21 protein-coding genes are annotated in these 19,754 nt (G+C 43.6%); 3 read left to right on the plus strand and 18 right to left on the minus strand.

Annotated elements, in window-relative coordinates:
• Positions 1 to 106 precede the first annotated feature (106 nt).
• Positions 107 to 499, minus strand: coding sequence for a hypothetical protein (locus tag L1D11_RS13865; protein WP_004740184.1), 393 nt, complete (start codon positions 497 to 499; stop codon positions 107 to 109).
• Positions 500 to 719: 220 nt separating this feature from the next.
• Here L1D11_RS13865 and L1D11_RS13870 point away from each other — a divergent pair, with 220 nt between their 5' ends.
• The gene (locus L1D11_RS13870) at positions 720 to 1,520 is read left to right on the plus strand and encodes a DUF2982 domain-containing protein (RefSeq protein ID WP_239833033.1); all 801 of its coding nucleotides are present in this window, start codon (positions 720 to 722) and stop codon (positions 1,518 to 1,520) included.
• Positions 1,521 to 1,638: 118 nt separating this feature from the next.
• On the opposite strand, the gene L1D11_RS13875 is transcribed toward L1D11_RS13870, so the two are convergent.
• From L1D11_RS13875 to nrfB, 15 genes are all read right to left on the minus strand, one after another.
• A complete protein-coding gene (locus tag L1D11_RS13875; protein ID WP_239833034.1) occupies positions 1,639 to 2,292 on the minus strand; it encodes an MBL fold metallo-hydrolase in 654 nt (217 codons plus the stop codon).
• Between the two features lie 100 nt (positions 2,293 to 2,392).
• Positions 2,393 to 2,941, minus strand: a complete 549-nt coding sequence (locus tag L1D11_RS13880) for a YcbK family protein (RefSeq protein ID WP_239833035.1) — start codon at positions 2,939 to 2,941, stop codon at positions 2,393 to 2,395.
• A gap of 199 nt (positions 2,942 to 3,140) precedes the next feature.
• Complete coding sequence (locus tag L1D11_RS13885) at positions 3,141 to 4,679, minus strand: L,D-transpeptidase family protein (protein ID WP_239833036.1); 1,539 nt, start codon at positions 4,677 to 4,679, stop codon at positions 3,141 to 3,143.
• 79 nt (positions 4,680 to 4,758) lie between these two features.
• Positions 4,759 to 5,844, minus strand: a complete 1,086-nt coding sequence (locus L1D11_RS13890) for a DUF1513 domain-containing protein (RefSeq protein ID WP_239833037.1) — start codon at positions 5,842 to 5,844, stop codon at positions 4,759 to 4,761.
• Positions 5,834 to 6,895 (minus strand): imelysin family protein, encoded by a 1,062-nt coding sequence (locus L1D11_RS13895; protein WP_239833038.1) that lies wholly within the window; start codon positions 6,893 to 6,895, stop codon positions 5,834 to 5,836. Before L1D11_RS13895 ends, L1D11_RS13890 begins: the two co-directional genes overlap by 11 nt.
• A gap of 142 nt (positions 6,896 to 7,037) precedes the next feature.
• Entirely contained in the window at positions 7,038 to 8,426 is a 1,389-nt protein-coding gene (locus tag L1D11_RS13900) for a di-heme oxidoredictase family protein (RefSeq protein WP_239833039.1), read from the minus strand.
• A gap of 111 nt (positions 8,427 to 8,537) precedes the next feature.
• Positions 8,538 to 9,797: an imelysin family protein gene (locus L1D11_RS13905; RefSeq protein WP_239833040.1), complete on the minus strand. Its 1,260-nt coding sequence runs from the start codon at positions 9,795 to 9,797 to the stop codon at positions 8,538 to 8,540.
• Positions 9,798 to 9,973: 176 nt separating this feature from the next.
• Positions 9,974 to 10,570, minus strand: coding sequence for a GTP cyclohydrolase II (ribA, locus tag L1D11_RS13910; protein WP_239833041.1), 597 nt, complete (start codon positions 10,568 to 10,570; stop codon positions 9,974 to 9,976).
• A 246-nt stretch (positions 10,571 to 10,816) separates the two neighbouring features.
• A complete protein-coding gene (locus L1D11_RS13915; protein WP_017063565.1) occupies positions 10,817 to 10,993 on the minus strand; it encodes a hypothetical protein in 177 nt (58 codons plus the stop codon).
• Positions 10,994 to 11,082: 89 nt separating this feature from the next.
• On the minus strand, positions 11,083 to 11,523 hold the full coding sequence (locus L1D11_RS13920) for a cytochrome c-type biogenesis protein CcmH (RefSeq protein ID WP_239834677.1): 441 nt from the start codon (positions 11,521 to 11,523) through the stop codon (positions 11,083 to 11,085).
• Positions 11,520 to 12,074: a DsbE family thiol:disulfide interchange protein gene (locus tag L1D11_RS13925; protein WP_239834676.1), complete on the minus strand. Its 555-nt coding sequence runs from the start codon at positions 12,072 to 12,074 to the stop codon at positions 11,520 to 11,522. The genes L1D11_RS13920 and L1D11_RS13925 overlap by 4 nt, the downstream gene beginning before the upstream one ends.
• Positions 12,055 to 13,971 carry a heme lyase CcmF/NrfE family subunit gene (locus tag L1D11_RS13930; protein WP_239834675.1) on the minus strand — a complete coding sequence of 639 codons (1,917 nt, stop codon included), beginning with the start codon at positions 13,969 to 13,971 and terminating at the stop codon, positions 12,055 to 12,057. Before L1D11_RS13930 ends, L1D11_RS13925 begins: the two co-directional genes overlap by 20 nt.
• Before the next feature lie 131 nt (positions 13,972 to 14,102).
• A complete protein-coding gene (gene nrfD / locus L1D11_RS13935) occupies positions 14,103 to 15,077 on the minus strand; it encodes a cytochrome c nitrite reductase subunit NrfD (protein WP_171366725.1) in 975 nt (324 codons plus the stop codon).
• 2 nt (positions 15,078 to 15,079) lie between these two features.
• Entirely contained in the window at positions 15,080 to 15,766 is a 687-nt protein-coding gene (gene nrfC / locus L1D11_RS13940) for a cytochrome c nitrite reductase Fe-S protein (protein WP_017072498.1), read from the minus strand.
• Positions 15,767 to 15,769: 3 nt separating this feature from the next.
• Positions 15,770 to 16,354, minus strand: a complete 585-nt coding sequence (gene nrfB / locus L1D11_RS13945) for a cytochrome c nitrite reductase pentaheme subunit (protein WP_008222036.1) — start codon at positions 16,352 to 16,354, stop codon at positions 15,770 to 15,772.
• Positions 16,355 to 16,836: 482 nt separating this feature from the next.
• Between nrfB and nrfA the strand changes: the two genes are divergently transcribed.
• On the plus strand, positions 16,837 to 18,267 hold the full coding sequence (nrfA, locus tag L1D11_RS13950) for an ammonia-forming nitrite reductase cytochrome c552 subunit (protein WP_239834792.1): 1,431 nt from the start codon (positions 16,837 to 16,839) through the stop codon (positions 18,265 to 18,267).
• A gap of 126 nt (positions 18,268 to 18,393) precedes the next feature.
• Entirely contained in the window at positions 18,394 to 18,738 is a 345-nt protein-coding gene (locus L1D11_RS13955; RefSeq protein ID WP_239834790.1) for a rhodanese-like domain-containing protein, read from the plus strand.
• Between the two features lie 26 nt (positions 18,739 to 18,764).
• Here L1D11_RS13955 and L1D11_RS13960 read toward each other — a convergent pair whose 3' ends face one another.
• Entirely contained in the window at positions 18,765 to 19,394 is a 630-nt protein-coding gene (locus L1D11_RS13960; RefSeq protein ID WP_239834791.1) for a tetratricopeptide repeat protein, read from the minus strand.
• Between the two features lie 120 nt (positions 19,395 to 19,514).
• Positions 19,515 to 19,754: transposase (locus L1D11_RS13965; protein WP_239834706.1), on the minus strand; the 240-nt coding region annotated here is incomplete at its 5' end.

Consider the following 19,754-nt stretch of genomic DNA (forward strand, 5'->3'; position numbering starts at 1 on the left):
CAAGAAGTTTGGAGGGAATATAGGATTCAGTATTTTGTTGCAGATACAAAAAAGCCTCGATAACCGAGGCTTAAAAACTAAACGAAGCGAATATCATCCCGTGGGATTAGATAGCTTTGTAGATAACCTTGTTACCTGCTAGCTGCTCTTTCGCTACTAGGTTTTCTTCAAGAAGTTTTTTCAATGCGCCTGTTGCCCATGAAGCTGCTTTCGCGTCTTCTTGACCAGCTGCTAGGCCGATACCTTTAGGATTAATGCCTTCAGCATTGCTAACAACGATGTCTAGAACTTGTTGTTGCTTAGGAGTCAGTGCTACTGCAACTTCTTTAGTTGCTGCTACTGTTTTCTCTACCGCTGGTTTTGCTGCTACAGTTTTTTCTGCTACAACTTTCTCTGCGACAGGCTTCGCTTTTTTCGGCGTTGCTACTGCTTTAACTACAGCCGCTTTAGTGCGTTTCTGCAGTTTAGCCTGCACCTTACGCTTATGAGCAAGTCTCATTGAATATTTCTCCAGTTCACTGCTCTTTTCGCAGTGGTGAAAATTTGAAGCGCGATTTATACCAAAAAACAGGAGCTATTTGTAGAGTGAAGCGCCGAAAGTCGACGAAAAATACCGATATTGTCTACTAGCGTCTATTATTTAAACATCGACTTATCAATTCAGGGTCATATACACTGGTTATCCATCCAGACAAAAATATGAAATCTTGGTGTTGCCTATGGACACTCGTCATCTCACTAATTTCTCTTTGCCCTCGTTCACTCGAGCATACCGTTTTCTAGCTGTTATTTGGGGCTTTATTTGCTTCATCATTGCACTCTATAGCGATAATCCAAAGTTACTGATCTTAGGCGCTTTTTGCATTATTACGCTGCTTGGAATAGGCTATTATTTAATGCTACGCAGCCAAGTGATGTTCACACTCACTCCAACACATTTTCAGCAGCACTTTTATAAAGGTGGATGGGTTTTAAAATGGAGTAATATCCAAAAAATCGGCTTGTGTACTTATGAACAAGATGGCTGGCATCAACCTCTTCCTTGGATCGGAGTTAAGGTCAAAGATTACTCACCCTACTTGGATTCCATCTGCCCTAAAATCACCTGCGAATTACTGCTCAGCCAGCGCGCACTTTTGTACTTGGGAGCTAAACAAGCGGGTAAGGAGTCCAACTTTGAAGACATGGTTCTCGACTCTTCGCATTACCACGCTAGCTGCACTGAAGCTGGCTGTGTAGAGCTGAGTAAATTTAAAGAATCAAAAAATACTAAAGAGAGCCATTTTAGTGACAGCCCAACACAAGCTGCACCTGAATCTGCAAAAACATCAAGTAACGAGAAAGCCATCATCAAAGATTATTCAGGACTACAGGCGATGCTCGCTAACAGAATGAAATATCAAAGAGGTTTTCACGGCTACGATATTTTTATATCAACCAATGACCTAAATATGAGTGGGGAAGAGTTTGTAGGCTTGACTCGGCGCTACATGGCGGCTGCCGAGGGTGTTTCTGATTAACATCCAATAGCCTTAGAAAGTAAAGCCGCACGCTAATCCGCGATGAACCATAAAAAACTTAGCTTTCAGAAGAAAAGCTAAGCTTCGTTTTCAATAATTCTGATACTCAATGACAGACTTAGTACAAAGGCATCTCATCAGCTACGAACGGGTTTGATGCGCGCTCACGACCGAATGTTGATTCAGGTCCATGACCAGGAACGAAAGTTACATCGCTGCCTAGTGGCCAAAGCTTAGTTTTGATCGATGTGATAAGCGTGTTAAAATCGCCTTGTGGGAAGTCAGTACGACCAATTGCACCGTTAAACAGCACATCACCAACAAACGCTAAACGAGCTTGCTCACTAAACAGTACCACGTGGCCTGGAGTGTGACCCGGAGTGTGAATGACATCGATAACTTGGTTACCGAACGTTACTTTGTCACCCTCTTCTAACCAAGTATTTGGTTCAAACGCTTTACACAGTGGGAAACCGAACATTTGGCTTTGATTCTCTAGGCCTTGTAGCCAAAAATTATCAGCCTTATGTGGGCCAACAATCTCAACGTTCAACATCTCAGAAAGTGGTACCGTACCCCCCACATGATCTAAGTGACCATGAGTCAATACCAAGTCCACTACCTTAACACCCAGCTCTTCGATGATTGCGGCTAGCTGTTGAATGTCACCACCTGGATCAACAACGATGCCTTTCATGGTTTCATCACACCACACAATCGAGCAGTTTTGAGCAAAAGAGGTAACAGGTACAACTTGATACTTAAGAGACATATACAAACCTTAGAGGGCAAACTGAAATTTGGGGAAACTATGACATTGGATGTCTACTTTGACAAGTACCTACCGCTTTGCTCACCCACTGAGTCTTACTCTACCAAGTTCGTACAGGGCCAGTATCAATGTGAATGAAGTTACTTTGAGCATAGTAACCAACACCACCCGCTTGTAGGCTTCTTGCTACGTCTCTCAACTCTTTCAAATCAACACCATCGATACGGAAATCGATCGCTTTACCAAGCATGTGGTAGCTCTTTTTAGCAACACCACTCGACTTAGAGCGTAACGCTTCATTGGTTGCTTGAGACCGGTAGCCAGAGATGATCTGAACTTCTTTTTGAATGCCTAAGATATTTTGAATCTGAGTGATCTGGTCAAAAAGGTTCTTATCCATTGTATGGATCTCATTACGGCGGAAGTCGCGACATAGCTTACTAAGGCGCGCCATCTCATCACCAATATAGTTGGTGCCATCAAAATAGCAGGTCTCTAACCTTTCACCTGTGTGGAGGTTGTTCATGCTAATCCTTCTCGGTTGATCAGGGCATGAAGCAAAGGCAATAGAAGGAGTAAGTGAGGCAGCAACAGCAGTACCACCAGCGTGAGTCAGGAACTGACGGCGTGAAAATGAACTTTGAGACATACAGCAATAAAACCCAATCAGATCGAACAAAAAATGTACGATACATAATGAGAACTGCTGCGTCAACGCACAAAAAACGGGCAAAATGTTAGTATTTGTAACCTTTGTAAGGTTAGTTATTGATACTAATCATAATTTTATCAATAGAAGGCTAGTTGTCATTTTTGGGTCAAGATCACCATTCTATGCATATCTGTCATTAGCTACCCTGTTTATCGTATTGATAAATGTCGCCACGGTACTGTATACCCTCTTCTTCAAACAACACGGTTTGGTAAATAATGTGTACGGGAATTCGTTTCTTGAGTCGGACCTTAGTATTGGGAGCAAGTTCATCGTCCTGATTCGGCACTTTCTTTACCTTAGTCGCAAATAACAACTCCGCGAGTTCCTCAGCATGCTCAACACGAATGCAACCTGAGCTGTAGGCGCGGAAGTCATCGTTAAACAAGCTTTTGCTTGGCGTGTCATGGAGATAAATGGCTCGTTTGTTGGGTGTATTGAACTTATACAAACCTAATGCGTTGCTAGAGCCTGCTTGCTGGCGCATTCGATAAGGGAAAGAGTTGAAGTTGATCGTCTGCCAATCTATCTCGGTAGTATCGACGGTTTCCATCGAACGCCAACTATCGATCACTTGAAAATTGTGTGTTTCAAGATAGCTCTCGTCGGCTTTTACTTTAGGCAAGATATCTTTAACCATGATTTTCCATGGCACGTTCCAAGTCGGGTTTAAGATCACCGAATCAAGTTTTATCTCTAAGAGTGGCGTTTTTCTCGATTTTCTCCCGACCACCACTTTAGACTCGAAAACCTCTTCCCCGTCTTCCCAGTACTTCATATCAAAACTAGGTACATTCACCACAATCAGTGAGTCTCTATTTCTTGGCCATAAGCGAGCACGCTCGGCGTTCAATGCTAGGGAAGTGAGTCGATCATCGAAGCCCATGTTGATCCACTTGATCGTGTCTGGCCCGATAATTCCATCCGCGGTAATCCCATGCATGCGCTGAAAAGCTTTGGTCGCGATTTGTAAGTCTCGATCAAATTGAGGGGAATCGACAGCGATCATTGAAGTATCTACGCCAACCAATGCAATACGCTCGACCAGCGTTGCTTTGTCTGAAAGTTTATCTCCCAAGCGTTTCAAACCTTTTTGTCGGTAGCGTTCAATACTAAGCTCTGATGCCGTGTTTAAAACAGAATAGGTTGCTTTGAACTGGTCGAAATCGCCAACCGGTGGCGCGTAAGACAACACCATCTCTAATAAGTAATCATTGGCGACGCTGCTTTTAAGTCTCATAACGATATGAGGTGAAGGCGCGGGCAATTTTAAGTGCAGCTGACCGGAGAAATACCAGTCCTTACCTATGATCGGCGCATTCTCAACGTAGCTCAGATAATAGATGAAGGTGTCGGTGAGCAGGATGTCTAACTCTTGCCACTGCTGGCGAGATTGGTACTGGCGAATCTGTTTAAGCCGTCGTTCGACAAGTGGTGCTATCTTCGCCTGTTCAATCAGCGATAACTGAAATTCAAACGCTTTAACAAGCTCTGGAGAGTCCCACAAGAATGGAAATGAGGTGTCTTGATAAATACTCTGGGTGAGTTCGGGATAAATGAGCATGAAAGAGAGTTCTGAATCAGCCGGAATAAACCGACGCTCCTCAGAACTCGTGTAGCTCCATGTGTTCATAGAAACTAGCAGCAATAATCCACAGAAGTATTTGGCTAACATGATCACTCCACCTTTTTCCACCCCATAAGTATGGCAAAGAAATCGGAGTCAGCATGTTATTTTTAGATGACGTTATAAATCAGATAGAACTCCAGTGGTTGTCCCACTGAATAGATGATTGCTGTGTTGATTTCTCATAAGGTTTGCGTTGGCTAACCACACTCCCCGCACCAGAACTCAATCTAAATTCCCCATCAAGAAGCACAGCACCGGAAGCATCAGACAATGCCGATAGCTCCACTAACTCTTTGGTTTGTTTAGACCAAATACCGTAGCAATTGCCTCGTGGCGAGGTAGCGATAATCCAATCATCGGATGCTGCGATACTTGCAATGTAGTGATTAAATCGCGCCCATTGCTCAGGCTCTGCGTTCAAGGATTCGAACTCGCCGCCTCTCGTATGCATCGCTAAAAGTGAAGGATATTCATCGGGTTCGCCACGATATTGCTGACCACAAAGTACAGTCTCTGCCCCGTCATGCGCTAAGTGTCGAATACTTAACTTCTTATCCAACAATTCAACCTGATCAAGCAGCTCACCTTGCGATGAAACATAGCTCAAACTAGGCTGCATGGAATCCAAGTTTTTCGGTGTTCTGCCATCAGTATGAACGCCACCAACGCCTATCGCGAGATTACCATCAGGCATGATGACCACCTCATGGGGTCCAATACCAAAACCGGTGAACTCTTCGACCTTACGATACCCTTTTGCGACATCATAGACACCAATCACGCCTTGGCTCGTGTCCGTTTTCCCTTCAGTCGCATACAGTAGAGTACCGTCTAACGAGTAAACACCGTGACCATAGAAGTGACGATTCTTACCCTTCACTACCATTTTTATCTGCTCACCACTTTTGTAGTCAAACACCATAAAGTAGTCACCCGGCCGACGGGCAAACACTACTGCGTGAGATGACGTTGGACAAATGGCGACACCATGTCCACGCTCGGGGATCGGTAGCTGAGTCAGTGGCATGCCATATTCATCAGCAACAACCGCGGAATACTGGTCTCGACCATTAAGCGCACAACCAATCAACAGAGGTTTGTTCGATGCGTTTTCAACTGAACGACTTGCACACCCGAACGGCAGCACAGGGACAGCAGCACACCCTAGTGCTGCTTTCAGTAAGTTTCTTCGTGTAGTATCAGTCACCATCGGTAGCATTAAATCCTATTACCACGCCCAGCTCTATCGCTATTTCTTCATGAATCAGGTACTTCAAACGTTCTAGCTTATTGTACTGGGTCAAAACCTCTCGGTAACCTTCTTTGCTCTGCAGTAAGCTGAACAAGCTCGAATCCGTTGGCCAAGTCTCTAATGTCAATGTGAACTGATCAGCAACACGATCTGCCAAATCATTAAGCCCTTTCTCTCTCAACAAGCCATCAAGGCCGTTACCGTCAGCGAGATACAATTTCTCTAGAGCTGCAACGTTCGCTTTTAGTTGAGTCATAGAGGTTTGCGCTCGCCAAGACTCTGAAAAGTATGGGCGCGGGTGACCAATTTTTGCCATCGGACGGCTTAGCTTCTTCATGCTGTAATCAAGCTGATTCGTCAAAAGAGCGATGTATTCTGACTCCCAGCGCATCTCATCCAAAGCAAGCCATGGGTTTACTTGCCATGCTTCAGCAATTGAAGCTGATTTCATTGCCAAGTTTTGTGCAATTGCTTGTGAAGACAAACAGCCCGATGCTTTGTCTTTAATCAGTGGTGATTGCTGGTCATATAGCGCCCACTCCAAAGCACCCAAGCCTTGAACAGTCACACTTTGCTGTGCGATTTCGTCTTGCGTCCAAGCTTTATTCTTTTGCGTCAGCTGACGCATTTTAAGGCCTGTGGTGTTCTTTTTGTCTGGCCAAAATTGAACATTCCAACTCTCTTCTAATGCCGCTGTTGGGCCACGCTCCTGCCCTTGCAGTGCCATCCAACTGTTCATGGTGAGCTGCCACTGATTTTTAACTGCATCTAACTCAACGTTATTTTTTTCACAGTAACCTTGCATCAAGGCTTCTAATTCGCTCGATTGCTTAGCGAATAGTACTGCTGAATCAAACTCCTGTTGATACACGTTACGACTAATATGACTTGTCGTGTCGGCTTGATAAGACACACCGTTAACCTCAAACGAAGCAGCTTGGTTCCCTGATGACTGACAGCCTGCCATGGCTAAAACCGACAAAGGCATTAACAATAATTTTTGAGCCATGCTGTTACCTTACTTCCTAATTTTTCTTTTAATTATATGAGTTCATTAAATATGAAACGACCGCTGACCTCGTATTGCTGCAAGTTCAGCGGTAATATGCTTTAGGTTAGCTGAATAGTTAAACCGCTAAATCTCAGTCCGACTACAGCGAATTCAAAAACGCCAATAATGCTTCGCGTTCACTGCGACTCAAATCTAATACTTTTTGTTTTGCCATTTCTGCTTCACCACTATGCCAGAGCACCGCTTCCATCACGTTTCTTGCTCGACCATCGTGCAACAAGAAGGTGTGGCCATTCACTTCTTTTGTATAACCTAAACCCCATAATGGTGTGGTTCGCCACTCACGTCCATTCGCTAGATACTCTGGACGATTATCCGCTAGGCCTTCGCCCATATCATGCAGCAGCATATCGGTATAAGGACTGATTAACTGGTCGGATAGTGCTGGCAAACCTTCGCGTTTGGCTGTACGAATTTCAGCTTGGTGGCAGCTTTGGCAACCAATATCTTGGAACAATTGTTTACCTTGAATGACTGCCGGGTCATCAACATTACGACGAATTGGAACCGCCAAATGTTGAGAATAAAACTCTACGAAGTCGAGAATATTGTCACTCACTTCTGGTTCACCACCATTTGGGAAGTCATCACAAGTTGATTGAGCTGAGGTGCAGTTTTCGTTCGGGAATAAGCTGCTTGTTAAGCCCAAATCACCGTTAAATGCTGCCGCATTTTGCTGCATCAGGTTTGGCTGACCAGCTTTCCAACCGAAACGTCCCATTGCCATTTCGTTTGTACGAACATCAAGAACGTAATTGGCTTTACCTGATACGCCTTGGTTATCCGCTGCTTGTTGCTTCGCGAAACCAAGAATCGTCTCTTGAGGAATACTCTCGAGTAGGCCCAAACCGATCATCGGTGGCGCAACACGAGCTGAGAATTCTGTTTTAGGATGCATTTCACCGAAAGCAAGTTCAGTGATCTTTAAAGAAGGTTTACGCAGAGTAACAACCGTACCGTCTTTAAAAGTAACAGGCGCATCTGTGTAACTGATGTTCACCTTGCCCTCTGGTTTTACCCCTTGAAGTGCAAAATCTTGCAACTGACCGCCGTATGTTGGCTCTGGAATGCCACCATCGCGAATAAAGGCTTGTCGCTGCTCAGGTGTTTCTGCTGGGATACTAAGACGAACCAACATAGACACAGCGTTTTCATCGCCTTTTTCTGGCGCGTGGCCTCGACCATCTTTGATGTGACAGTTTTGACAGCCGTTGGTGTTAAATAGCGGGCCTAGACCATCACGAGCGTCAGTTGATGATGGAGCGGGTACCCAAGGGTTTCGAAAGAAGCTGTTACCAACGCTGAAATCTAAGCGTTTGCTCATTGGCAAGTTAGCAGCAGGAAGAGAAAAAGCATTCGCCCCGTCTTTCTTTACGGTTGTTTTACCACCGGAGTAGGTTTCATGAGCGTGTAATGGAGATACGAAAAACAGTGCTGTTAAGAGTGAGGCTGATAGATACGACTTCATACATTGCCTTGCTGAGTTTTTGATTTTAGTTTTTATAAGGAAGTGGCTTTTTTCTTGGCAAACAATTAAGGGCTCAATCAGAGCCCTTACATTGGTTTCTGGCTCGGGTTCTTAGAACTCGTGGTCAGCCGTGTCTGGGTTTAGGCTATCAATGCCAATCACACCAGCAGCACGCTCAATTGCTGCAGTTTGAGATACTAGAGCAACAATTGTTTTGTTTACTAATGCATTACCTGCTGCGTTGTCAGCAGCGATTAGCTGATCAAAGTGCTGGTTGTTTTTCTCAGCCGATGTTACTAACAGGCCTACTTGTGCACGTGCTAGGTCAAACTGATTTTGAATCTCTTTCGCAGCTTGCTCATCTTTTTGCTCAACTAGGTCAAATAGGCTTGGACCAGAAAGCAGAGTACCGTCTTCACGCTTGTATAGACCCGTGTAAACGTTGTAGATGCCTTGCTCGTTGTAGTAGTGAGAATTGTGCGTGTTATCAGAGAAGCAATCGTGCTCATCTTCAGTAGAGTTAGCTTCTAGAGCTACCTTCATACGCTCACCAGCAAGTTCACCTAGAGAAAGTGAACCCATACCGAATAGCATTTTACGTAGACCATTTTCGCTTGACTCAGAAAGAAGCTCTTGACGGTAGTTACCTTTCTCGCCTTTAGCCCACTGCTTTTCCATCCACTCTAGATCTTGAACTAGCAGCTCAGCAGATGCTTTTAGGTATGCGCCACGACGGTCACAGTTGCCGTTTGTACATTTAGCACCAACAACAAAGTCAGTGTAAGCACGCTGACCTGCTCCTGCGTTTGTGCCGTTTAGGTCTTGACCCCAAAGTAGGAATTCAATCGCGTGGTAACCAGATGCAACGTTCGCTTCAGAACCACCGATCTCGTTAAGCTCTGCAATGAGTTCAGGCGTAATGTTCGTAGCATCTACTGTCGTTTGACCGATTTGGAACGTTTTGTTTGCAACGATGTTAGCGCTTGCGCCTTCGTTACCGAGTTCGTATTGGTAATCAGAAGAAACGTAATCAATCAGACCTTCATCTAGTGGCCATGCATTCAGTTGACCTTCCCAATCATCAACAACCACGTTGCCGAAGCGGAATACTTCTGACTGTTGGTATGGTACGCGAGATTCAAGCCACGCAAGTTTTACTTTTTCGAAGTTACTAGCAGAAGGAGAAGCTAAGAAGGTATCGATAGAAGAGTTCAACGCTTTTGCTGTGATTACTGAGTCTGCAAATACCGCGTGTGCAATATCTGCGTAATGTTCTACAACTTGATCTTGAGTTACTGCAGCGAAAGAAGAAGCAGAGGCAAAAATGAGTGACGAAGTTACGGCTTTTGTCACTAAAGATTTGATAGTCATGAAGCATCCTTGTTGAGCTTTAAATTATTATTCGTAGTAATAGTGCAAACTATTATCATTTACACTACGAATTTGAATAATACAAACTTACAATTTTATTGCAAGATAAATACAAAAAAACCTCACATACGTGAGGTCTTTAAACACTTTTGTGTTAAGCACAACAAGTAAACCGGCTAGATATCCAGGTTATGTTTACCGTGTGAGACTTTTGCTTTTAGGTAATTTTCATTGCCAGATTTGATATGGGCAGACGTATTCACCACTTCTTCTATCTCAATGCCATAAGACTTCAGTTCGTTAATCTTCTTAGGGTTGTTCGTGACCAAACGAATCTTCGCGATACCTAGAGCACGCAGCATCTCAGCCGCTTCAGTGAAATCACGTAAATCATCACCGAAACCTAGGTGGTTATTCGCTTCGTACGTGTTCATACCTTCACTTTGAAGACGGTATGCATCGATCTTATTGTATAAACCAATACCACGACCTTCTTGGCGTAGATAAAGAATTACACCGCCAGTTTCGCCCATGATTCTAATGGTTTCATCTAACTGCTCACCGCAATCACAGCGAGAAGAGTGGAAAACATCACCAGTAAGGCACTCAGAGTGCATACGAACAAGAGGAACATCTTGTGTTTTATCTGCTGAATTAAATATTACAGCAACATGCTCTTTATCTGTTTTCAATCCATGAAAAGAGAGTAATTCAGCATCAATACTGCTTGTTACCCCTACTTTGAAATCTATTCTGGCACGTACTTCCGCCATAGTTATACTCACTTGAAAATTCGATGTATTTAACAACACTACATTATATATCTTGGCAATATTTTGTAGCTAACTATCTAATGATAGATACTATGAGGCTGTTAACAATTTTTTTCAAGGTCGACCACGCTCTAATTGTTATATTATAACAATTTTTTTAGGTCACAAAAAAAAACATATTGAAATGACCAAAATGGGTTGTAAATTAATCAGTTGAGACTAAAACTACGATTTTTTACAGAATGATCAACTTACTTGAGTTTGCTTCCAGATGACAAGTTGAACCCAAGCGTTCTCTAATTCAGTCAACTCTTCTTGAGTAAGCGTAGAAATGCTCGATTTTGCACTGTATTTTTCTGCCCATTTGTCAGATCGGACATGAGTATGAAACTCTTTCTTTAAATTTGAGATTACGTTATCCACAAATACATCCTTATATAACAGTGCTTAGCCTTTATAATCCTTTAATGTTACAAAATACAGTTCAATTGGTAAACAGTAATACACAACTTTTATGAGCGCTTTCCAACACTTTTTACTGATAAATATATAAATAGCAAAAATAATAGGCTTGGTTGCAGCCAAAGTAATAAGTTTGAAACGCTCATCGCTGGTTTATAAAGTACAAACTCACCAAACCTTTCTGTCATATATTGAGTAATTTCATGATTACTCTTCCCTGCTTTCACCATATTAAATACAACAAGGCGTAAGTCCTTTGCAATCGGAGAGTTTGATTCAATCAGGTTCTGGTTTTGGCATTGAGGACAGCGCAGTGTCTTTGCTAAAGCAATGGCGCGCTGCTGTTGGTCGGGGCTTTCAAACTCAAACAGTTCAACTTGAATACTGGTGTTCTTATCACTGGGAACAAACAAATCTTCTGCGGATGCCGGTAAACTTATCGCGATAATCATAGAGACGAATAATATTATTTGGGCTAAAGATCTCATCATCCATCCACACCATCAAAATATAAGGCGAGCTCATCTTGCCATACAGATTCATTAATTACGCCCATGAACTTCTTCACAATATTTCCTTTGGCATCAACCAAGTATGTCTCTGGAGTCCCTATTACACCAAGTTCGAGCGCTAGCTTACCTTGAGAATCGCTAATCACTTTTGAATAAGGGTTTCCATCACTCGATAGCACATTAAGAGCAGCGGCCGGGTTATCTCTGTAGTTAAGTCCAATAATTGGAATACCTTGGTCTTGAAGCTCCAATAAATACGCATGCTCCGTTTTACAGATCCCGCACCATGATGCCCATACATTGACCAGTTGATAAGCGTGCTGTGTGATGTCCGCTCGAGTTAGCTGCTGTTTCGCTTTAATGATTTGACTATCTACTAAAGCCGTCGATGTAAATTCAGGGAACACTCTTTGTGATGTCCATACAGTGGTGGTTTGCTGTTTGTTATCTAATGCAAACAAAAATGCCAACACCACGATCAGTGCCAGTGTAATGAGCACGATAAGTTTGTTACGAACGTTGGTATGCATATTGTGACGCCTTAACGGTTTTCTTTTTACGATGAGTCAGCGAAAGCAATGCGCCTAAGATAGAAATCAGTCCACCGAACCAAATCCAGCGTGCATACGCCTTGTACTGAACACGAAATGCATACGCTGTTGAATCGACTTTCTCTCCCATAGTGATATAGACGTCGCCATGCCAGAACCACTTCATAGCAGGCTCACTCATGTTCATCACTCTGACTTGATAGTGTCTTCTCTCTGGATTGATAGAAAACGCTCGCTCACCGGTGCGCAACGTAAGCATCGCTCTTTCAGCCGTAAAGTTTGAAGCGACATAGAGCTCAGTGTCCTGATGCGAAAGCGTCCAATCCATGAACTCTACCTGCTCTCCAGGACTCAATTTATAACTGCGTTCAAAAGAGTGGTAACTGTTCATTGCAGCCCCTACTGCTAAGACAGCGACGCCAATATGCGCTACTGTCATTACCCACACTTTACGTTGAAACTTAGAATCGCGTGTTACCACTAATCCGTAAACATGAGTAAGGACTACCCAAAAGGCGAGTGACCATGTCAGCAGTACCATCACTTGGACCGTGCTTACTTGCAAAATGTAAGTTAGCAAGCCAAGACCGGAGGACAACAAAGCAATACACCCAACCACACCTTTCGATGCTTGAGGTTTAATACTAAGTAATGGCGCTAACCCTATCACGCCCATCGCAAGCAGAGCCAAAGGCGCAATAAGAAGATTAAAGTAAGGTGCGCCCACAGAGATGTTTCCAAGGCCAAGCAATTCAAAGACCATTGGATAGAAGGTACCAAACACCACTACCGCCGTAGCCAGTACAAATATAAGTACCGCGACTAAGCTCAAAAAACTTTTGCTAGCAAAACTGGTGATTGGATTCGACTCGAAAGATTCACCACGAACAATAAGAAGAGAAAACGAACTCACTAACACCAAAACCAGTATCAGCAACAGCGCGATACCTTTCGTTGGGTCAACAGCAAAAGCATGAACGGAAGTGAGAACGCCAGATCGAACTATAAAAGTACCGAGGATACTTAAACAAAACGTAATGAAAGCAAGGCTAAGTGACCACTTCAGCAACTGTTGCTTACCTTGAGCAACGCCCAAACTGTGCAGTAGAGCGGTTGATGTTAGCCAAGGTAATAGGCTGGCATTTTCTACCGGGTCCCAGAACCACCAACCACCCCACCCTAGCTCGTAGTATGCCCACCAAGAACCAAGAATGATCCCTGCGGTTAAAAAGATCCAAGCGACTAAACACCAACTGCGACAATGAGCAACCCAATCGAACTCAATCGGAGCCACCAGCAAAGCGGCCACGGCAAATGCCAATACAACAGAGAAACCAACATAACCCAAATACAACAGAGGCGGGTGGAATATCAAACCAACGTCTTGCAGCATAGGGTTAAGATCGCGCCCTTCAAGTGGCAAGGTGGAGTTCAATTCAAACGGATTCGAAGCAAACAAGGTGAACCAGGCGAATATCGCGAGTAATACATTCATCACCCACAATACGCGGCTCTGATACTCCGAAGAATAGTGCTTTTGTAGTGCAATCACACCCGACCAACAGCTAATGGTTAACACCCAAAATAATAATGAGCCCTCATGCCCAGCCCACACAGCCGCCATTTTGAAGAAGGTGGGTAATTGGGTATTAGAATGCTCTGCAACATAGAGGATGGAAAAGTCGTCACTGACAAAGGCATAGCCGAGTAAAACGATAGCGCCAATGGAAAACAAAGCGCTTGAAAGGGAGAAACTACGAATTAAAGCCACATTTTGTGCTTGTTTAGTTAGCATTTGATACATCGAATGCACAGCGATAATGCTGCTAAGAACAGCGACCAAAATTAAACTAAACAGCCCCAAAGAACCGACCATATCACCTCAATCAGGTTCTACCTAAGCAAAACCAAGTAAAACCGTAGTTAGCTTCTTTACTCAAAGAAACAAAGAATTAGTAAGCAGATGCTCAGTATCCAACATCTGCTTATTCATTAACTTGAGCGAAATTAAGCTAACGTTAATTGCCCTGCATAAAGGACAAACGTTCTTAGCATTAATACGCCCATCAGGCTCAGTGAAGTAACAGAGAAAATATACACAGTACTATGGCGAACCGATGTTGGTGTTACAGCATTAAGCAACAAAGGTAGAACCATGCCCACACCTATCACGCCATACCAGAACCAACTCGCCCAGAAACCACTGCCTATGGCGTTCCATACTGCCTGCTCACTTTGACCACCAGCAAATACTAACCCAGTAAAGAAAGTGACAAGAACAAACAGTTCAAACATTACAACAGGACGTTCGAAGCCGTGGATCCAAGAAATACTGGCACTATGTGGTGACTCCTTAAATACCAATACACCGAATAGAATACATGCTGCCGCTCCCGAGGATAAACTCGAGAATAAGAACAAAATAGGCAACACTGGGTTATTCAGCATTGGGAAGGTATTTAGTGCAGAAAGTAAGAAACCAGTGTAAGCGGCAAGCAATAGCGCAAGTACTGCCAAGAATATTTCAAAAGCATTCTCGAAAGATTCTAGTTTGCCAATCCAGTTGCTGACAAAGTCTAGTCGACCTTTTAACCATGCTTGATCACTCAAGAATACGGCAATCTGATTACGGAATATAATGCCGATCCAAACAAATAGGATCACCATATACACTTGAAATAAGATCACACCCATCGACATCACAGACGTTGGATTATAGAAGATCATGATCTTCCAAAACGATAGTGGTTTCGTCAGGTGGAAAACCAAGATCAATAAGCCTGAAATTATCCCAAATGGCGCTAGAAATGCCGTTGCCTTTAAAACACCATTATTTGCAGGATCCCCATCAATCACCTTTCTTTTAAGGTAGATCGAGATCATGACAGCACCCGCTGACATACCTGCTAAAAATAGATAAATAGCAATGATCCAATCCCATACCACGGTGCCTGATTGGAAAGCTGTAGCCCATGCACTCATAATCAAATCTCCCCTTTTTGGTGTGGCACTTTATAGAGTTTTGGCTGGGTACCTAGATAAGCTTTATCTCTGTAAACCACCTCTGATTTAAGCACCTGATTAATCTCACTCTTAGGGTCATTTAAATCGCCAAATATCAGCGCATTGGTAGGGCAAGATTCAACACAAGCAGGCAATTTACCTTGTGCTAGATTGGTATCACGACAGAAGTTACATTTGTCGGCCGACTTATTTTCAGGATGGAAGAAGCGCACTTGATATGGACAAGCAAGTAGACAGTAGCCACAGCCCACACACTTCTCTTTATGCACATCAACAATGCCTGTCTTCTCATCTTTGTAGGCCGCCCCTGTAGGACAAACCATCACACAAGGAGCGTTATCACAATGTTGGCAAGAGTTACGAGTGAAACGGTAATCAACATTTGGGTACTCGCCTTGAGGCTCGCTCTTAATAATTTCTAATCGCGATACGCCTTCAGGGACTTTGTTCACTTCACGGCACGCCTCAGTACAGGCAGTACAACCAATACACGCAGTTTCGTCATGAACCATTCCGTAACGTTTAGTACCATCTTCCTGTACATTAGCCAGTGTTTTACGGCTAGTGACTGCTGCAGTGCCCGCAACACCCGTTGTGAAGATCACGGCACCCGCGCCAGCTAAAAAGTTTCTTCTTGAGCAGCTCATAGATTACTCCCCTTCTTTCTTCTGGTTGAAGTCTGAATGGCAATCCACACACAGCTTGATGGTTTGCTTCTTATCTAAGCCAAGCACCTTCGCTTCACTCGCATGTACGTCGTGACAGTTTGAACACGTTAAGTTTTGTGCGTGTACGTCATGGGTCCAACTTGCTTCGCGCAGATCATCAGGCTTGTGACAATCTATACACTGGCTGTTGGCATCTAGGATTAAGCTAGGATCGAGGAAAACCTTTTCAGTTCCAGGTTGTGATTGAGCCGCGCGATACTTCACCACCTCAGGTGCGCCATCACGGTGATCGGGGCCAATAGAACTATGACAATCGGTACAATTCACTTCACGACCAAGTAAAGCGTGCGCACTCTCACCGTGTGAACCAAATACCGTTTCTTTAGAATCTTTATGGCATTGAACACACTTGTAATCTTTGTCACGTATTAATTCGACTTCATGCCTTGTTGACTCCCCTACTGGCGTAACAGCGGGCTCCGCAACAGCATGAATGGAATAACCATAGAGGCAGAATGCTAGAAGGGATTTAAGCATTATGACTATGGCCAATTTAATATTGCCCATTTTATCCTTTCCTTATACCGGCATTATTTAACTCTCAACTAAATAATATTCCGGTTAAACAAAAGTACCCTTAAACGATATTATTACCGCTTAAATGATATCAATTCTTATTTTGGATAAGCCACAACGCTTTCTATATTTAGGATATACCCCTAATTGGGTAATGCGAAATATGCAACGGGTAATATGTGAACACAATCACCCTATTTATTACAGGGACATACTCGCTAATCCACTGTTATATATGATAATAATTCTCAATTAATTTCTTGCTACCTACCACTCACATACCCCTTTAGGGTTATATAAACTTCAACGTGATTAAAGTCACTACCATTAATTGATCTAAAACAAGCAAACACCCGACTCGTAACAAAATGTGTTTATTTATGAATTAATATAAACAGCAATTCTCCAATTCTTAATTTGAATAGCAAACTCACAACGCTTGGTATAAAAATCAGTATATTGGAGATATCACTGTGAAAAAGCATTGGATACGTAATTCGGTCACAGCACTATTAATAGTTAGCGCGTCACTCGCAAGCGCGACCAGTTTTGCTGCGTCTGAACAAAAAGAAATTGGTGATCCTCGTAACGACCAGTTCGAGCAAAACCACCCTGATCAATATCATTCATGGAGACAAACGTCAGAGAGCGAAGCCATTGAAGACGCACTAAAAGAAGATCCAAACATGGTTATTCTATGGGCTGGCTACGGTTTCGCGAAAGACTACAACAAAGCCCGCGGCCACTTTTATGCGGTTGACGATGTAAGACAAACCCTTCGTACTGGCGGACCAACCGACGAAAACTCTGGCCCAATGCCAATGGCGTGTTGGAGCTGTAAAAGCCCAGACGTAGCTCGTGTAATTGAAGAGCGTGGTGAAGACAGCTACTTCGAAGGTAAATGGGCTCGTCTTGGCAGTGAAATTGTCAATCCTATTGGTTGTGCTGACTGTCATGATACTCAGAGCGAAGGCTTTAAGAATGGCGAACCAGCACTAAAAGTTACTCGTCCTTACGTTGAGCGTGCATTCGACGCGATCGGCAAGAACTTTGAGGAACAGGGGCGCTTTGATCAACAAACCTCTGTTTGTGCACAGTGCCACGTGGAATACTATTTCACTGGTCCAACGAAAGGCGTTAAGTTCCCTTGGGATAAAGGCACTCGTGTTGAGCAAATGGAAGAGTACTACGATGAGATCGGTTTTAAAGATTGGACTCACAAAGTCTCTAAAGCACCGATGCTAAAAGCTCAGCACCCAGGTTACGAAACTTGGCGCGAAGGCATTCACGGCAAGAACAACGTTGCTTGTGTTGACTGTCATATGCCTAAAGTGATGAAAGAAGATGGCACCGTTTATACCGACCACAAGGTAGGTAACCCGTTTGACCGCTTCGAAGACACCTGTGCTAACTGCCATACTCAATCTAAAGAGACCATGCGTAACATCGTTTCAAGCCGTAAAGCGCAAGTACTAAACATGAAGCTTACTGCTGAGAAACAAATCGTAGCCGCTCACTTTGAAGCTGGCGCAGCATGGGAAGCAGGCGCAACAGAACAAGAGATGGCACCTATCTTACAAGATATCCGTCATGCTCAATGGCGTTGGGACTACGCTATCGCATCTCATGGTGTTCATATGCATGCACCAGAAGTTGCTCTAGAAGTTCTAGGTACAGCTGTCGACCGTGCAGCAGACGCGCGTACTAAGATTGTTCGTCTATTAGCGAAGAAAGGCATTACCGATCCAATCGAGATTCCAGATATCTCAACCAAGGAAGCGGCTCAAAAAGCGCTAGGAATGGATATGGATAAAATGAATGCTGAGAAGCAACACTTCTTAGACACAGTGGTACCTAAGTGGGAAGAGCAAGCTGAAAAGCGTGAAGCTAGCTACGAATACTAGTTCCGCCAAATAGACCAATAAGAGAAAACCAGTCACACTATAGTAGTGTGGCTGGTTTTTTTAGATTTGGGCACGCTCAACCGTCCCAACTTCACATTACCTTTTAGCTAATTCAAGGAACAAAGAATGAAGCACTTACTTTCGCTTTCAGCATTATGCATCGCACTATTAAGTTCAGGACTTCACGCCTCAGAACGAGCAGAAACAGGGTGGGAAATGATAGGGGAAGGCGCGCTTGTGGTTGATGTAAGGACACCAGAAGAGTTCAAGCAAGGTCATCTAGATAATGCGATTAACTACCCTCTTTCTGAAGTCGCTACCCACTTTGCTAGCATAGACAAAGCTCAGCCTATCGTTTTATATTGCCGCAGTGGTAACCGCTCAGGACAAGCTTACCAGTATTTAAAAGCTCAAGGGTTTACACAGATCCACAACGCTGGCGGTTTAATTGAGATGCAGGAAAGTAAATAACTTAGAGGTTTGAGGTGATACCAAGCTTAATGAATCATCTGTTTAGCTTGGTTGATCGAATGAATGATAGAGACACGATCAATACCTTTCTGGTTAGAGTCGAGGATTTGAATCCATGCGTCGATCGCTTGTTGATAGCGCATGCTGATGAAGTGATCGGTCGCTATCAACATCAATGCCGTACGATCGTTGGGATCAAGCCCCATAGATTGCTTTAGTAACCCTTTCACATCATCACTCATCGCCTGTGAACTCAGGTAATACAAGGCGCTCGCTTTAGCCGCATAAAGTCCAGAAGGCGCCTCTGGTTCTAAACGAATCGCGTAGTCGTAACAAGTATAGGCTGCGTCGAGTTCCCCTTTCTGCATATAGATACCACCTAATTTAAACCACAGATCTGATTGATTAGGATCTTGCTTAAGGCTTTGTTGAAGTTCATTTTTGAAGTCTGTTGCCGTGTAACTATTGTCGTCATCGGAAGAAAGTTGAGGAGTCATTTGCTTCATCTGCGACCAAACCAGAACGCTGGCTAGTATTGCGACAAGTGAGATAACAAGATTACCTTTGAGATTATTGGTATTTCTGTTTGATGCAACCACGATCACCACCAAGAACAAGCTCATTAGCAGCAAAGCAATCAGTAACCAGATATCCATTCCACTCTCCTTTCATCGACCTTTTTACTCTACCTTTTTCTCACTAAAACAATATTGATCGAGGTTTAGCTATTGGCTTTTATACAAGTCACAGGCGAATTCTAGGTAATAAAAAAAGGTTCATCGCGGCTTTCCGGGGAAAGCCGCTTTTATCTTCAAGAAGAAGTAGTCTGTATCTCGATACCCATATCCCATTCGCTTGATTAGTTTTATCTTGTTGTTTATCCCTTCCAATGTGCAGGTGTTAAGCGGATAACTTGCCGATGCGATAATGCCGTGAAGATAAGGACTCAGTTTTCGTGCGAACTCTTGCAATGGCTTAATTCCACTCTCCTGTACTTGTGCCCACCACACCTCCCA

Source organism: Vibrio sp. Isolate32, from assembly GCF_022397955.1.
Taxonomy (GTDB): domain Bacteria; phylum Pseudomonadota; class Gammaproteobacteria; order Enterobacterales; family Vibrionaceae; genus Vibrio.

Excerpts from the sequence above, each read along its gene's own strand:
- L1D11_RS13865 (WP_004740184.1), bottom strand. The coding sequence starts at position 499 with ATGAGACTTGCTCATAAGCGTAAGGTGCAGGCTAAACTGCAGAAACGC.
- L1D11_RS13870 (WP_239833033.1), top strand. The coding sequence starts at position 720 with ATGGACACTCGTCATCTCACTAATTTCTCTTTGCCCTCGTTCACTCGA.
- L1D11_RS13875 (WP_239833034.1), bottom strand. The coding sequence starts at position 2,292 with ATGTCTCTTAAGTATCAAGTTGTACCTGTTACCTCTTTTGCTCAAAAC.
- L1D11_RS13880 (WP_239833035.1), bottom strand. The coding sequence starts at position 2,941 with ATGTCTCAAAGTTCATTTTCACGCCGTCAGTTCCTGACTCACGCTGGT.
- L1D11_RS13885 (WP_239833036.1), bottom strand. The coding sequence starts at position 4,679 with ATGTTAGCCAAATACTTCTGTGGATTATTGCTGCTAGTTTCTATGAAC.
- L1D11_RS13890 (WP_239833037.1), bottom strand. The coding sequence starts at position 5,844 with ATGGTGACTGATACTACACGAAGAAACTTACTGAAAGCAGCACTAGGG.
- L1D11_RS13895 (WP_239833038.1), bottom strand. The coding sequence starts at position 6,895 with ATGGCTCAAAAATTATTGTTAATGCCTTTGTCGGTTTTAGCCATGGCA.
- L1D11_RS13900 (WP_239833039.1), bottom strand. The coding sequence starts at position 8,426 with ATGAAGTCGTATCTATCAGCCTCACTCTTAACAGCACTGTTTTTCGTA.
- L1D11_RS13905 (WP_239833040.1), bottom strand. The coding sequence starts at position 9,797 with ATGACTATCAAATCTTTAGTGACAAAAGCCGTAACTTCGTCACTCATT.
- ribA (WP_239833041.1), bottom strand. The coding sequence starts at position 10,570 with ATGGCGGAAGTACGTGCCAGAATAGATTTCAAAGTAGGGGTAACAAGC.
- L1D11_RS13920 (WP_239834677.1), bottom strand. The coding sequence starts at position 11,523 with ATGATGAGATCTTTAGCCCAAATAATATTATTCGTCTCTATGATTATC.
- L1D11_RS13925 (WP_239834676.1), bottom strand. The coding sequence starts at position 12,074 with ATGCATACCAACGTTCGTAACAAACTTATCGTGCTCATTACACTGGCA.
- L1D11_RS13930 (WP_239834675.1), bottom strand. The coding sequence starts at position 13,971 with ATGGTCGGTTCTTTGGGGCTGTTTAGTTTAATTTTGGTCGCTGTTCTT.
- nrfD (WP_171366725.1), bottom strand. The coding sequence starts at position 15,077 with ATGAGTGCATGGGCTACAGCTTTCCAATCAGGCACCGTGGTATGGGAT.
- nrfC (WP_017072498.1), bottom strand. The coding sequence starts at position 15,766 with ATGAGCTGCTCAAGAAGAAACTTTTTAGCTGGCGCGGGTGCCGTGATC.
- nrfB (WP_008222036.1), bottom strand. The coding sequence starts at position 16,354 with ATGGGCAATATTAAATTGGCCATAGTCATAATGCTTAAATCCCTTCTA.
- L1D11_RS13955 (WP_239834790.1), top strand. The coding sequence starts at position 18,394 with ATGAAGCACTTACTTTCGCTTTCAGCATTATGCATCGCACTATTAAGT.
- L1D11_RS13960 (WP_239834791.1), bottom strand. The coding sequence starts at position 19,394 with ATGGATATCTGGTTACTGATTGCTTTGCTGCTAATGAGCTTGTTCTTG.